Origin of the sequence: Prauserella flavalba, from assembly GCF_003202235.1 — a bacterium.
Lineage (GTDB): Bacteria > Actinomycetota > Actinomycetes > Mycobacteriales > Pseudonocardiaceae > Prauserella_A > Prauserella_A flavalba.
On record NZ_MASU01000006.1, the window covers coordinates 249,692 to 263,214 of the forward strand.

At 69.4% G+C, this 13,523-nt stretch carries 17 protein-coding genes; 15 read left to right on the forward strand and 2 right to left on the reverse strand.

Annotated elements, in window-relative coordinates:
* Window positions 1–149: 149 nt before the first annotated feature.
* Together BA062_RS17170 and BA062_RS17175 are read right to left on the reverse strand one after the other, a co-directional pair.
* The gene (locus BA062_RS17170) at window positions 150–932 is read right to left on the reverse strand and encodes a TIGR03619 family F420-dependent LLM class oxidoreductase (protein ID WP_210406909.1); all 783 of its coding nucleotides are present in this window, start codon (window positions 930–932) and stop codon (window positions 150–152) included.
* A 2-nt stretch (window positions 933–934) separates the two neighbouring features.
* Window positions 935–1,705, reverse strand: coding sequence for an alpha/beta fold hydrolase (locus BA062_RS17175; protein WP_110337822.1), 771 nt, complete (start codon window positions 1,703–1,705; stop codon window positions 935–937).
* 58 nt (window positions 1,706–1,763) lie between these two features.
* Between BA062_RS17175 and BA062_RS17180 the strand changes: the two genes are divergently transcribed.
* From BA062_RS17180 to BA062_RS40230, 15 genes are all read left to right on the forward strand, one after another.
* A complete protein-coding gene (locus BA062_RS17180) occupies window positions 1,764–2,129 on the forward strand; it encodes a MerR family transcriptional regulator (protein WP_110337823.1) in 366 nt (121 codons plus the stop codon).
* Between the two features lie 4 nt (window positions 2,130–2,133).
* Window positions 2,134–2,997 (forward strand): peptide chain release factor N(5)-glutamine methyltransferase, encoded by an 864-nt coding sequence (gene prmC / locus BA062_RS17185; RefSeq protein ID WP_110337825.1) that lies wholly within the window; start codon window positions 2,134–2,136, stop codon window positions 2,995–2,997.
* Between the two features lie 11 nt (window positions 2,998–3,008).
* The gene (locus tag BA062_RS17190) at window positions 3,009–3,659 is read left to right on the forward strand and encodes an L-threonylcarbamoyladenylate synthase (RefSeq protein WP_110337827.1); all 651 of its coding nucleotides are present in this window, start codon (window positions 3,009–3,011) and stop codon (window positions 3,657–3,659) included.
* A 70-nt stretch (window positions 3,660–3,729) separates the two neighbouring features.
* The gene (locus BA062_RS17195; protein ID WP_110337829.1) at window positions 3,730–4,893 is read left to right on the forward strand and encodes a glycosyltransferase family 4 protein; all 1,164 of its coding nucleotides are present in this window, start codon (window positions 3,730–3,732) and stop codon (window positions 4,891–4,893) included.
* Complete coding sequence (locus BA062_RS17200) at window positions 4,890–5,327, forward strand: Cg1360 family ATP-synthase-associated protein (RefSeq protein ID WP_110337831.1); 438 nt, start codon at window positions 4,890–4,892, stop codon at window positions 5,325–5,327. Before BA062_RS17195 ends, BA062_RS17200 begins: the two co-directional genes overlap by 4 nt.
* 278 nt (window positions 5,328–5,605) lie before the next feature.
* Window positions 5,606–6,397 (forward strand): F0F1 ATP synthase subunit A, encoded by a 792-nt coding sequence (gene atpB, locus BA062_RS17205; protein ID WP_110337833.1) that lies wholly within the window; start codon window positions 5,606–5,608, stop codon window positions 6,395–6,397.
* Window positions 6,398–6,471: 74 nt separating this feature from the next.
* A complete protein-coding gene (locus BA062_RS17210; RefSeq protein ID WP_110337835.1) occupies window positions 6,472–6,729 on the forward strand; it encodes an ATP synthase subunit c family protein in 258 nt (85 codons plus the stop codon).
* A 31-nt stretch (window positions 6,730–6,760) separates the two neighbouring features.
* Window positions 6,761–7,321 (forward strand): F0F1 ATP synthase subunit B, encoded by a 561-nt coding sequence (locus BA062_RS17215; protein ID WP_110337837.1) that lies wholly within the window; start codon window positions 6,761–6,763, stop codon window positions 7,319–7,321.
* A gap of 12 nt (window positions 7,322–7,333) precedes the next feature.
* Window positions 7,334–8,155, forward strand: a complete 822-nt coding sequence (locus tag BA062_RS17220; protein WP_110337839.1) for a F0F1 ATP synthase subunit delta — start codon at window positions 7,334–7,336, stop codon at window positions 8,153–8,155.
* A 63-nt stretch (window positions 8,156–8,218) separates the two neighbouring features.
* Complete coding sequence (gene atpA / locus BA062_RS17225) at window positions 8,219–9,859, forward strand: F0F1 ATP synthase subunit alpha (protein ID WP_110337841.1); 1,641 nt, start codon at window positions 8,219–8,221, stop codon at window positions 9,857–9,859.
* Window positions 9,860–9,871: 12 nt separating this feature from the next.
* Window positions 9,872–10,807: a F0F1 ATP synthase subunit gamma gene (locus BA062_RS17230; protein WP_110337843.1), complete on the forward strand. Its 936-nt coding sequence runs from the start codon at window positions 9,872–9,874 to the stop codon at window positions 10,805–10,807.
* A gap of 3 nt (window positions 10,808–10,810) precedes the next feature.
* Entirely contained in the window at window positions 10,811–12,235 is a 1,425-nt protein-coding gene (gene atpD / locus BA062_RS17235; protein WP_110337845.1) for a F0F1 ATP synthase subunit beta, read from the forward strand.
* A 120-nt stretch (window positions 12,236–12,355) separates the two neighbouring features.
* Window positions 12,356–12,721 (forward strand): F0F1 ATP synthase subunit epsilon, encoded by a 366-nt coding sequence (locus BA062_RS17240; protein WP_110337847.1) that lies wholly within the window; start codon window positions 12,356–12,358, stop codon window positions 12,719–12,721.
* A 25-nt stretch (window positions 12,722–12,746) separates the two neighbouring features.
* The gene (locus BA062_RS17245; RefSeq protein WP_110337849.1) at window positions 12,747–13,178 is read left to right on the forward strand and encodes a DUF2550 domain-containing protein; all 432 of its coding nucleotides are present in this window, start codon (window positions 12,747–12,749) and stop codon (window positions 13,176–13,178) included.
* 48 nt (window positions 13,179–13,226) lie between these two features.
* Window positions 13,227–13,496, forward strand: coding sequence for a hypothetical protein (locus tag BA062_RS40230; RefSeq protein ID WP_210406910.1), 270 nt, complete (start codon window positions 13,227–13,229; stop codon window positions 13,494–13,496).
* Window positions 13,497–13,523 lie beyond the last annotated feature (27 nt).

Here is a 13,523-nt window from a genome sequence, read left to right on the forward strand (position 1 = left end):
AGCCCGCGTGCCTGCTGGCCCGCGTGCCTGACCGCAGTGAAGGCCACCTTCACTGCGTTGGTTGAACACAGCGGCGCGCAGCGTCTCCGTGTGGGTGGTGGTGGGAGACGGGTGGGCGCAGGCATGGTGGCCTTCACTGCGGTCAGGGGTCAGCCGCTCAGGGCGTGCGTGAACTCGCCGAGGCGGGTTCGGGTGCCTTCGGCGGGGCCGAAGTGGACGGCCACCGCGTCGGCTCCCGCCTCGGCGAAGCCGCGCACGTCGGCGACGGCCCTCGCCAGCTCCGCCGCGCCACCCCGCCAGTCAAGGCGGGCGGTGACCCTGATCCGCCGGCCGGTCAGTTCCCGCAGGCGTGACACGCCTCGCGCGAACCCGGCGGGCGTCACGCCCACCGCCTGCCACTCGTCGGCGAACCGCGCCGCCCTCCGCAGCGCGGGCCCCGACACGCCGCCCACCATGATCGGCAGCGGCGCGCGCGGCACCGGTTCGAAGACGCCTCGGGACGGCTCGCCCGCGAACAGGTCCCGCAGCAGTGCGAGCGCCTCGTCCGTACGGGCACCCCTCGTGGAGAAGTCGGCGCCGACCGTGGCGAACTCCGCGCGGTCCCACCCCACGCCGACCCCGAGGGTGAGGCGCTCGCCGGAGAGCCGGTGCAGCGTCGCGGCCTGCTTGGCGACGGCGAACGCGTTGCGCATCGGCAGCACCAGCACCGACGTGCCGAGCCGGATCGCCGACGTCCGCGCGGCCAGGTACGACAGCGTCACGAGCGGCTCGTACACGCCGCCGTAGACCCCGCCGAACGGCCCCGGCGGCAGCAGGTGATCGGGCAGCCACGCCGTGCGGTAGCCCAGCTCCTCCGCGAGCCCGGCGAGCTCCACGAGCGTCGCCGGGTCCATTGTGGGCTCCTCGTCGGGGAGCACGACCTCCAGTTCCACGCTCAGCCCAGCCCGTCGAGGAAGGATCGGATCGCGGCGAGCCACTCGTCGCGCGCCTCGGTGGCGATGTCGTGGCCCGCCTCGATCTCGACGAGCTTCGCGCCGGGGATCCCGTCGGCCAGCTCGCGGGACAGCGACGGCCGAACCAGACCGTCCACAGTGGTCGCGACGACGAGTGTCGGCACCGCGATCGCGGCCAGTTCCGCCCTCGTGTCAACGGATTCGACGAGCGCGACGTGCTCCGGGGTGCCCTCCGGAACGGTGGCCGCGAGCGCGTCGACAGCGGCGTCCAGCTCGGCGGGGGCCAGCGATTCGAGCCGCCGCTCACCCGCCGCCATGAGCAGCAGGAACCTCGCGAGCAGCGTGCGATCGCCCTTCAGCAGGCCGGCCCAGACGCTCGCGGCGAGGCGCAGCCGGTTGTCCGGGTACGCGAACCCGGACGTGAGCACCAGCCCGGTCACCCGGCCGGGATGGCGGGTCGCCGCCCGCACGGCCACGCCCGTGCCGAGCGAGTAGCCGAGCATCGCGAAGCGCTCCAGCCCGGCCTCGGTGGCCGCGTGCACCAGCTCGTCGGCCACCTCGTCCAGCACGAGGGGCTTGCGGCTGCGCGGGGTCGCGCCGGTGCCGGGGTAGTCCGCGCCGACGACGGTGTGGGTGCGCGCGAGATCGTCGAGTATCGGCCCGTAGTTGGCGGCGACGCCGCCACCCCCGCCGTGCGCGAGGAGCAGCCCTGGCCCGCTGCCGAGGACGGTCGTGGCGAAATGTTCGGTCATGCCGCGACGTTAGGAACTGACATCGATGTGAAGGTCAACTTCTGGTGGGGTGCGTCATATGTTGATCGGTGAGCTGTCCGGACGGACCGGGGTGAGCCCGCGGCTCCTGCGCTACTACGAGGAGCAGGGCCTGCTGGCGGCCCGCCGCGGCGGCAACGGCTACCGCGTCTACGACGAGGACGCGGTGACCACCGCGCGCCAGATCCGCGCGCTGCTCGGCGCCGGACTTTCCACGGAGGTGATCCGGGAGGTGCTGCCGTGCGCGGTCGGGGAGCTGCCGAGCTGGGACGTGTGCCCCGAACTGGTTCACACGCTCCGCCAGGAGCTGGCGAGCATGGACGAGAAGATCGACACGTTGCGGCGAACGCGCAGCACGCTGGCGACCTACGTCCCCGGCCAGGGGCAGGGGTTGTGCCAGTCTTGACGTCGTGAAGAGACAGCCGCTGCGCCTCGCGATCCTGGAGGCGACCCGCATCCTCGACCAGGCAGGTGTCGCCTCGCCGAGGACCGACGCCGAGCTCATCGCCGCGCACGTGCTCGGCGTGGAGCGGGGGCGGCTGCCATTGGTGCCGCTGGTGGACCCGTCCGTCGTGGAGGCCATCGGGCAGCTCGTGAGCCAGCGCGCCAAGCGGGTGCCGTTGCAGCACCTCACCGGCTGGGCCGCGCTCGGCGACATCACCGTGTCGGTCGGCACCGGTGTGTTCGTGCCGCGCCCGGAGACCGAGCTGCTCCTCGAATGGGGAGTCAAGCTGCTCAAGGGCAGGGAATACCCGGTGGTGGTCGACCTGTGCACCGGCTCGGGCGCGCTCGCGCTCGCCGTGGCGCACGCGCGACCCGACGCCGTGGTCTACGCCGTGGACAACGACACCAACGCCCTCGCCTGGGCCCGCCACAACGCCGACGCGAGGACCGCGGCGGGGGACACCCCGATCCGGCTCTACTCCGGCGACGTCACCGATCCCACCGTGTTCGCCGAGCTGGACGGGCTCGTGGACCTGGTGCTGTGCAACCCGCCGTACGTGCCGGAGGGCACGCCGGTGCCGCCGGAGGTCGCCGACCACGACCCGCCGCAGGCCGTGTTCGCCGCCGAGGGCGGGATCGACGTGATCCGGCACGTGGTGGCCACGGCGGCGCGGCTGCTGCGGCCCGGCGGGGGCGTGGCGATCGAGCACGACGACACCCACGGAGCGGCGGTGCCGGCCCTGCTGCGCGCGCGCCGCGTGCTCACGGACGTCCGGGACCATCCGGACCTCACCGGACGTCCGCGATTCGTCACAGCGCTGCGGGGCTAAGCTCACGGGCCATGAGCGCGGTGTACGACTGCAGCAATCCGGACACCAGGGCCGACGGCCTGCGCGCGGCGGCCTCCGCGGTGCGGTCGAGCAGGCTCGTGGTCCTGCCCACCGACACCGTCTACGGCATCGGCGCCGACGCGTTCGACGCGGGCGCCGTGCGCTCGCTGTTGCAGGCGAAGCACCGGGGGCCGGACATGCCGGTGGGCGTGCTCGTCGGCTCCTGGTCCACAGTGGACGGGCTCGTGCTCGGGGTTCCCCAGCAGGCCCGCGCGTTGATCGAGGCGTTCTGGCCCGGCGACCTTTCCATCGTGCTGCCGCACGCGCCGAGCCTGAACTGGGACCTCGGCACCACCAGGGGCACCGTGATGCTCCGCATGCCGCTGCACCCGGTGGCGATCGAGCTGCTGCGCGAGGTCGGTCCGATGGCGGTGTCGAGCGCGAACGTGTCCGGGCAGCCGCCGGCGGCCACCGCGCAGGAGGCGAAGGACCAGCTCGGCGAGTCGGTGTCGGTGTACCTCGACGGCGGCCCGAGCGGTGACCCCGTTCCCTCCACGATCGTCGACCTCACGGGCGAGTCGCCGGTCCTGCTGCGGGAGGGGGCCGTGAAGGCCGAGGCGGTGTCGGAGGTTCTCGGCGTCGAGGTCGGCCCCCGCCAGTGACGGGGCCTGGTAACGATAGCGTTGCGCGCTGTGACCCCGCAGCACTTCCTCCGCAGGGGATGAACACCCGATGACCCCCACCGTCTCCGCCGGTCTCCCCATCCGCGAGTACATCCTCGTCGGGCTCGTCTCCGCGGCGCTGACCTTCCTGCTGACCGCCGTCGTCCGGCGGTTCGCGATCAAGGTCGGTGCCGTCGCCGTTCCGCGCAAGCGGGACGTCCACGTGATCCCCATCCCGAGGATGGGCGGGCTCGCGATGTACATCGGCGTGCTCGGCGGCATGGCGATGGCCCACCAGCTGCCGGTGCTGCGCCGCGCGTTCGACTACTCGTACGACCCGGTGGCCGTGCTGATCGGCGGCGCGGTGATCGTGCTGATCGGCGCACTCGACGACCGGTTCGAGCTCGACGCGTGGACCAAGCTCGCCGGGCAGGTCATGTGTGCGGGCATCCTCGTGCTGTTCGGCCTGCAGTGGGTGTCGTTCTGGGTGCCGTGGGGCGGTGACGGCGAGACGCTCGGCCAGGTGCTCATCCTCGACCGTAACCAGGGCGGCCTGCTGGCCGTGCTGCTGGTGGTGGTGATGGTCAACGCGATGAACTTCGTCGACGGCCTCGACGGGCTGGCCGGCGGGCTCGGCCTCATCGCGGCGGCGGCCACGTGCGCGTTCTCGCTCGGCCTGCTCGCGTCGTCCGGCGGCGACGTCGGCACGTACCCGCCCGCGCTCATCGCGGCGACGCTCGCCGGCGCGTGTCTGGGCTTCCTGCCGCACAACTTCCAGCCCGCGAAGATCTTCATGGGCGACTCCGGCTCGATGATGATCGGGCTGATGCTCGCCGCGGCGAGCACGTCCGCGTCGGGCAAGATCAACTACACGTCGTTCGACGCGACCGACGTCGTGGCGTTGCTCTCGCCGCTGTTCGTGGTCGCGGCGGTGCTGTTCCTGCCGCTGCTGGACCTCGTCATGGCCGTCATCCGCAGGACACGGCGCGGCGAGAGCCCGTTCGCGGCCGACAAGATGCACCTGCACCACCGGCTCCTGGAGATCGGGCACTCCCAGCGCAGGGCCGTGCTGCTGATCTACCTCTGGGCAGGGCTGCTCGCGTTCGGGGCCGTCGCGGTGACCCTGTTCGACACCGCGGCTGTGTTCTGGATCACCTGTGCGGGGCTGGTGGTGGCCGCGCTCATCTCGGTGGTCCCTAGACTGAAGTCGCGAAACCAGCAGGGAGCCCCATGAGCGAGCAGGCAGAGACCCGGAACAACAAGCACGCCGAGCAGGTGACGAAGCTGGCCGACGCCATGCTGCGCACCGCGCTGTGGCCTGCCGTCGGCATCGTCGTGATCGGTGCCGTCGTCGGACTGGTGTGGGTCGGCACCGCGGGGCTCTTCGGTGCGTTCGTCGGCGGCGCCGTCGCGTTCGCCTCGTCGCTGGCGACCCTGTTCATGATGCGCAAGTCGGCCGCGATGGACCCGATGGCCGTGATGGCCGTCGCGCTCGGTGGCTACGTCTTCAAGATGCTGGTGATCTTCGGCGTGATGACGCTGCTCCGCGGCGTCGACGCCCTGCACACCCTCTCGCTCGCCATCACGATGATGGCCGTCATCCTCGTCTGGGCCGGTGCCGAGATGGTCGCGTTCAAGCGGACCAAGGTCCCGACCATCATTCCCTGATCCGGGACATGCCTCCCGAGAAGACAGGACCTTCGTCCCGTTAAGGAGTACGGGCGTACGGAGTGAATCGGACGACTGGTATCGTCCGCGCCGTGGAGGCGGCGTCGATCGTGCTCCCCGGTGTGGTGGTCCGTCAGGGCTCCGGGTGGCCCGGTCGAGTCCTACGCAACGTGGTAGCCGCCTCCGAGTACTCGATCTGTATCGGGTACGTTAAGTCCCGATCGTGACGATTCCCCCGGCGGAGTGAACGCCGGCCGGGAGAACCGGAAGGAGCCCAGTTGGGCGCGCTGGTACTGGCCCAAGGCGACGAGTTCGTCGCGCCGGGCGCGAAGGACTTCAACCTCGGTCCTATCTTCGGCGAAGGAACTTTCGTTACCAAGCCGATGGTTCTCGCCGTGCTGGCGGCAGTCATCGTGGGTGCGTTCTTCCTGCTCGCCACGCGCAACCTCAAGATCGTGCCGACCAGGTTCCAGTTCGCGGCCGAATCCATTTACGACTTCGGGCGCAACAACATCGCGCGGGAACAGATCGGCGCCAAGGACTTCCGTCCGTTCGTGCCGCTGATCCTCGCGCTTTTCAGCTTCATCCTGGTGAACAACATTTTCGGGATCATCCCGGTGATCCAGTTCCCCGTGATGTCGCACATCGGCTTCCCGCTCGCGCTGTCGGTGCTGGTGGTCTACCCCGTGTACCACTACGTCGGCTTCAAGCGGCACGGATTCGTCGGCTACCTCAAGAAGGAGACGGTGCCCGCGGGCGCCCCCGGTTTCATCCTTCCGCTGCTGACGCCGATCGAGTTCCTGCAGAAGTTCCTCATCAACCCGGTCACGCTGGCGCTGCGAGTCTTCGCCGCCATGTTCGCGGGTCACCTGCTGCTGCTGGTGTTCACGCTCGGCGGTGAGTACCTGCTGCTCGAGGCGAGTGCGGCGCTCAAGCCGGTGTCGGTGGTGAGCTTCGCCTTCGCGATCATCCTGACTTTCCTGGAAGCACTGATCCAGGTGCTGCAGGCCTACATTTTCGCGCTGCTCTCTGCCAACTACATCGGTGCCGCACTGGCTTCCGAACACTGAGTAAGTAACGCCGGCAACAAACCCAAGCCCCCCGATCCGCGTAGTCGCGGACCGAGTCGAAAGGGAAATCGCAAGTGAGCAACATCGTTCTCGCCCAGGCCGCGGAGGCCGCGTCCAACATCAACCCGGGTCTCGCCGCGATCGGTTACGGTCTCGGCGCCATCGGTCCCGGTATCGGTGTGGGTCTGATCTGGTCCGCGGTCATCAACGGCACGGCCCGCCAGCCCGAGGCCCAGGGCAAGCTCATGGGTATCGCCTGGACGACCTTCGCCCTGGTCGAGGTGCTCGCGCTGTTCGGCATCGTTATCTACTTCATCGCTTCCGGTGGCTGAGTCTTTCCGCTCATCGCTTTAGGGAGAAGCCGTGCTGAACACCCAACTGGTCCTAGCGGCCGAAGGGGCGCCGAACCCGGTCGTCCCGCACATCTCCGAGATCATCCTCGGCTTCGTCGCGTTCCTGCTGCTGTTGTGGGTGCTGCGCAAGTTCGCGGTGCCGCGCTTCGAGAAGCTGTACGAGGAGCGCACCGCGAAGATCGAGGGCGGCATCGAGAAGGCGGAGAAGGCCCAGGCCGAGGCCGAGCAGGCGCTGGAGCAGTACAAGGCGCAGCTCGCCGAGGCGCGGACCGAGGCCGCCAAGATCCGCGACGACGCCCGGCTCGAGGCCGAGCAGATCAAGGAAGAGCTGCGGGCCGACGCCCAGGAAGAGGCCCGTCGCATCGTCGCCCAGGGCGAGGCCCAGCTGCAGGCGCAGCGGGCGCAGATCGTCGCGGAGCTGCGGGCCGAGCTGGGCCGCAACTCCATCGAGCTCGCGAGCCGCATCGTCGGTGAGGCGCTCGAGGACGAGGCCCGCCGTCGCGGCACCGTGGACCGGTTCCTGGCCGAGCTCGAGGCCAGCGGCAACGGTGCGGCCGGAGCCAGGAACTAGGAGTAGTCGTAGATGACGCTGCATGCTGCGAGCCGGGAGGCTCTTGGCTTCGCCGAGAACCGTCTCGACGAGGTGCTCGGCGACGCGGGCAACGACCCGTCCGCCGTCGGGGAAGAGCTGCTCTCCGTGGTGGACCTGTTCGCCAGGGAGGTCGGGTTGCGGCGGGCCGTCGGTGACGGTTCGTCGGACCCCGAGGCCCGTAAGCGGCTCGTCAGGACCTTGCTGCAGGGCAAGGTGTCGGAACCCGCCCTCCAGGTGCTCGACGCCGTGGTGGGCAGCCGCTGGTCCAGCCCTCGCGAACTGCTCGACGGCCTGGAGTCCGTCGGGCGCACCGCGCTGCTGGAGAGTGCCGAGCGAACCGGCAAACTGGACACCGTCCAGGACGAGCTGTTCCGGCTCGCACGTATCGTGGAGGGCGAGCCGGAGCTCGAGCGGACGCTGTCCGACCGGGTGGGGCCCGTCGAGGGCAGGCGGACCCTCGTCCGCAACCTCACCTCGGACAAGGTCGACCCGGTCACCCGGGTGCTGGTCGAGCAGGTCGTGGCGCGGCCTCGCGGCCGGAGCATCGCCTTCGGGATCGACGAGCTGGTCAGGCTGGCCGCCGCGAGGCGTGAGCGCTCGGTGGCCTACGTGACCAGCGCGACCGAGCTGACGAGCGACCAGCGGGACCGGCTCGCCGAGAAGCTCGGGCAGATCTACGGGCGGTCGATCGCACTGCACGTGGAGCTCGATCGCGGGATCGGCGCCGGAATCGTGGTGCGGATCGGCGACGAGGTGATCGACGGAAGCGCGGCCGGGCGCCTCGACGCACTGCGCAGGCAGCTCGCGCGCTGACGCGAGCGCCCACATAACACATACTTTGCACAGTGGCAAGAACGAAGTGAGAGCGGGAACGACATGGCGGAGCTGACGATCTCCTCGGATGAGATCCGCAGTGCGATCGAGAACTACGTCTCGAGTTACTCCCCGGATGTGAGCCGGGAAGAGGTCGGCGTCGTCGTCGACACCGGTGACGGTGTCGCCCACGTCGAAGGCCTGCCGTCGACGATGGCCAACGAGCTGCTGGAGTTCCCCGGCGGCGTCCTCGGCGTCGCGCAGAACCTGGAGCCGCGGCAGATCGGTGTCGTGCTCCTCGGCGACTTCGAGAAGATCGAAGAGGGCCAGGAGGTCAAGCGCACCGGCCGGATCCTCTCGGTCCCCGTCGGCGAGAGCTTCCTCGGCCGCGTCATCGACCCGCTCGGCAACCCGATCGACGGTCTCGGCGAGATCACCGCGGACGAGACGCGTGCCCTCGAGCTGCAGGCCGCCAGTGTGGTCGAGCGCCAGCCGGTGTCCGAGCCGATGCAGACCGGTATCACCGCGATCGACGCGATGACCCCGATCGGCCGCGGCCAGCGCCAGCTGATCATCGGCGACCGCAAGACCGGCAAGACCGCGGTCTGCGTCGACACGATCATCAACCAGAAGTCCAACTGGGAGAGCGGCGACCCGAGCAAGCAGGTCCGCTGCATCTACGTCGCGATCGGCCAGAAGGGCTCCACGATCGCCGCGGTGCGCAAGTCCCTCGAGGACGCAGGCGCGCTCGAGTACACGACGATCGTCGCCGCCCCGGCCTCCGACCCCGCGGGCTTCAAGTGGCTGGCCCCGTACTCCGGCTCCGCCCTCGGCCAGCACTGGATGTACCAGGGCAAGCACGTCCTCATCGTCTTCGACGACCTCAGCAAGCAGGCCGAGGCCTACCGGGCGATCTCGCTGCTGCTGCGCCGCCCGCCGGGCCGCGAGGCGTTCCCCGGCGACGTCTTCTACTTGCACTCCCGCCTGCTGGAGCGCTGCGCGAAGCTGTCCGACGAGCTGGGTGCGGGCTCGCTCACCGGTCTTCCCGTGATCGAGACCAAGGCCAACGACATCTCGGCCTACATCCCCACCAACGTCATCTCGATCACCGACGGCCAGTGCTTCTTCCAGTCGGACCTGTTCAACTCGGGTCAGCGCCCCGCGGTCGACGTCACCACCTCGGTCTCCCGAGTCGGTGGTGACGCGCAGATCAAGGCCATGAAGACGGTCTCCGGCTCGCTGCGTATCGACCTGTCCCAGTACGAGGAGCTCAAGGCGTTCGCCGCCTTCGCCTCCGACCTGGACGCCGCGTCGCGGGCGCAGCTGGACCGCGGTGCCCGGCTGTACGAGCTGCTCAAGCAGCCGCAGTACTCGCCGGTGCCGGTCGAGCAGCAGGTCATCACCGTGTTCCTCGGCACGAACGGCCACTTCGACGAGGTGCCGATCGAGGACACCGCCCGGTTCAACAGCGAGCTGCTGGAGAACCTGCGGCACAAGCACGACGACATCCTCGCCGAGATCCGCGACAAGGGTAAGTGGTCGGACGAGCTGGCCGAGCGCGTCGTGAACGCGGTGGCCGAGTTCAAGAAGGGCTTCACCACCTCGGAGGGTCGCACCCTCGTCGAGGCGGAGGCCGACGCGATGGACGCCGAGAAGGTCGGCCAGGAGTCGGTCAAGGTCCACCGTCCGGCGCCGAAGAAGTAACGGGCGGAGGCCATGGCACAGCTTCGTGAGCTCCGGTCGAAGATCCGGGCGACCAAGTCGATCGGCAAGATCACCAAGGCGATGGAGCTCATCGCCACCTCGCGCATCAGCAAGGCGCAGGCGCGCGTCGAGGCGTCCCGGCCGTACGCCGGTGAGATCACCAACGTGCTCTCGGCGCTCGCGGGCGCGGCGGCCAACCTCGACCACCCGCTGCTCGTCGAGCGTCCCAACCCCGGCAGGGTCGCGGTGCTCGTCGTCACGAGTGACAAGGGGCTGTGCGGCGGCTACAACGCCAACGCGCTGCGGGCCACCGAGGAGCTGCTGTCGCTCCTGCGTGAGCAGGGCAAGGACCCGCAGCTGTACGTGATCGGCGGCAAGGGCGTGAACTACTACCGGTTCCGCGGCCGCGAGATCGCGGGCAGCTGGACCGGGTTCTCCCAGCAGCCGAGGTACGAGAACGCCGCCGAGGTCGGCGAGGCACTGGTCCAGGCGTTCCTCGCGGGCGCGGACGACGAGGGCGCCTCGCCGGGCGCCGACGGCGTGCTCGGGGTCGACGAACTGCACATCGTCTACACCGAGTTCCGCTCGATGCTCACCCAGACGCCGGTCGCCAAGCGCATGGCGCCGCTGGAGGTCGAGTACACCGAGGAGCAGCCCGCCGAGGGCATCCTCCCGGCGTACGACTTCGAGCCCAGCGCCGAGACGCTGCTCGGCGCGCTCCTGCCGAAGTACATCAACACGCGGATCTTCGCGGCGTTGCTGGAGTCGGCGGCCTCCGAGCTCGCGGCGCAGCGCAACGCCATGAAGTCGGCGTCGGACAACGCCAGCGAACTCGTGGAGACCTACACCCGGCTGGCGAACCAGGCCCGCCAGGCCCAGATCACCCAGGAGATCAGCGAAATCGTCGGTGGAGCTGATGCGCTCGCCGCTGTAGGAAGTGATGACTGAGCTATGACTAGCACTGAAGCTGCCATCAAGGGGCGCATCGTCTCCGTGACCGGGCCGGTCGTCGACGTGGAGTTCCCGCGCGGCCACATCCCGGAGCTGAACAACGCGCTGAAGGTGGACATCTCGTTCGCCGAGCTGCAGAAGACCGTGACCCTCGAGGTCGCGCAGCACCTCGGTGACAACCTGGTGCGCACGATCTCGCTGCAGCCGCAGGACGGTCTCGTCCGTGGCGCGGAGGTCACCGACACCGGTTCCGCGATCTCCGTCCCGGTCGGCGACGAGGTCAAGGGCCACGTCTACAACGCACTCGGCGACTGCCTCGACAAGCCGGGCCACGGCGCGGACCTCGAGCGGTGGAGCATCCACCGCAACCCGCCCGCGTTCGACCAGCTGGAAGGCCGCACGCAGGTCCTGGAGACCGGCCTGAAGGTGATCGACCTGCTCACCCCGTACGTGCAGGGTGGCAAGATCGGTCTGTTCGGTGGTGCCGGTGTGGGCAAGACGGTGCTCATCAAGGAGATGATCACCCGCGTCGCCCAGAACTTCGGTGGTACGTCGGTGTTCGCCGGTGTCGGCGAGCGCACCCGTGAGGGCACCGACCTGTTCCTGGAGATGTCCGAGGACGGCGTCATCAACAACACCGCCCTCGTCTTCGGCCAGATGGACGAGCCGCCGGGCACCCGTATGCGCGTCGCCCTGTCCGCGCTGACCATGGCGGAGTACTTCCGCGATGTGCAGAACCAGGACGTGCTGCTGTTCATCGACAACATCTTCCGGTTCACCCAGGCTGGTTCCGAGGTGTCGACCCTGCTGGGCCGCATGCCGTCGGCCGTGGGTTACCAGCCGACGCTGGCCGACGAGATGGGCGTGCTGCAGGAGCGGATCACCTCGACCAAGGGCCGTTCGATCACCTCGATGCAGGCGATCTACGTGCCGGCGGACGACTACACCGACCCGGCCCCCGCGACCACGTTCGCGCACCTCGACGCCACCACCGAGCTCTCGCGGTCGGTGTTCCAGAAGGGCATCTTCCCCGCGGTGGACCCGCTGGCCTCGAGCTCGACGATCCTCGACCCGGCGATCGTCGGCGACGAGCACTACCGCGTGGCCTCCGAGGTCATCCGGATCCTGCAGAAGTACAAGGAGCTGCAGGACATCATCGCGATCCTCGGTATGGACGAGCTGTCGGAAGAGGACAAGCTGACGGTGCAGCGGGCTCGCCGCATCGAGCGCTTCCTCTCGCAGAACATGCTGGTCGCCGAGGTGTTCACCGGTCAGCCCGGTTCGACCGTGCCGGTGGCCGAGACCGTCGAGGCGTTCGACAAGATCGCGAAGGGTGAGTTCGACCACTACCCGGAGCAGGCGTTCCTGGGTATCGGTGGGCTCGACGACCTCGAGAAGAAGTACAAGGAAATCACCGGTAAGTGACTCCTGGTGAGCGACGGGGCCGGTCCATTGTGGATGTGGCCCCGTCGTTCGCTTACTCACACCCTTGACTGACGGCGCGCCTATTACACTGGTGGGACGCGCGATTCGAAGGAGACCTACGTGGCTGAGATGTCCGTCGAGCTGGTGGCCGTCGAGCGTCGTCTGTGGTCCGGTACCGCCTCGTTCGTCGTCGCGCAGACGACCGAGGGTGAGATCGGTGTCATGCCCGGCCACGAGCCGGTGCTCGGCCAGCTGGTCGAGGGCGGCATCGTGAAGGTGACGACCACCGACGGTGACACGATCACGGCCGCGGTGCACGGCGGCTTCCTGTCGATCACGCACGACTCCGTGAGCGTGCTCGCGGAGTCGGCCGAGCTCGGCGAGGAGATCGACATCGAGGCGGCCAAGCAGGCGCTCGGCGCCGAGGACGAGGCCGAGAGGGCGAGAGCGGCCGCGAGGCTCCGGGCGGCAGGCCAGTCGGCCTAGCGGCGACGACGAGCGGGAGCCGGCCATGGACATCGCCCTTGTGGTCCTCGCCCTCCTGCTCGTGCTGCTTGTGGTCGCCGTGATCTACGCGTGGCGCTGGGTGCGCATGCGCCGGCACGGCGGCGTGAGCGTGGCGCTGCGCTGGCAACCGGACCGGGACCGCTCGGGCTGGCACCTCGGCATCGGCCGCTACCAGGGCGAGGAGTTCGTCTGGTACCGCGTGTGGAGCCTGCGCATCGCCCCTGACCGCGTCTTCCGCCGGGACGACCTCGAGATCGCCGACCGGCGCGAGCCCATCGGCACCGAGTCCTACGCCGTCCCGGCGGGCTCGACCGTGCTGCGCTGCGAGCCCGGCCGCCAGGAGGCCATCGAGATCGCGATGGGCCCCGGCGCGCTGACGGGCTTCCTCTCCTGGCTCGAATCGGCCCCTCCCGGCCGCCGGATCCCCCGTAGCTGATCGGCCAGGGCTCGAACGCGGCGTAGCGATCGACAAGGAGCTGCGCCGATGGCTGTGCCACGGGTGGATGCGCGCCGGCTGCGCGAGAATGAGTTGCGGCCTGGAGCTCGGCTCGGCTGGGAGATCGAAGAAGACCTGAACGACGACTTGTCCGCCCTCTTCGGCCGCCCCGTCGATCTCGTGTCCAGAAGGTCACTCCACCCGTTGCTCAGGGACACCGCGGCGGGACGCGCCGACTCTGGAACCTTCGCTACCACAAGAGAGCATCTGCCGGGCCTCGTCAAGGCGCTCCGCGCCGTTCTCGACACGCTCGCGTGACTTGGCCATGCACCAAAGGCGGTCCCC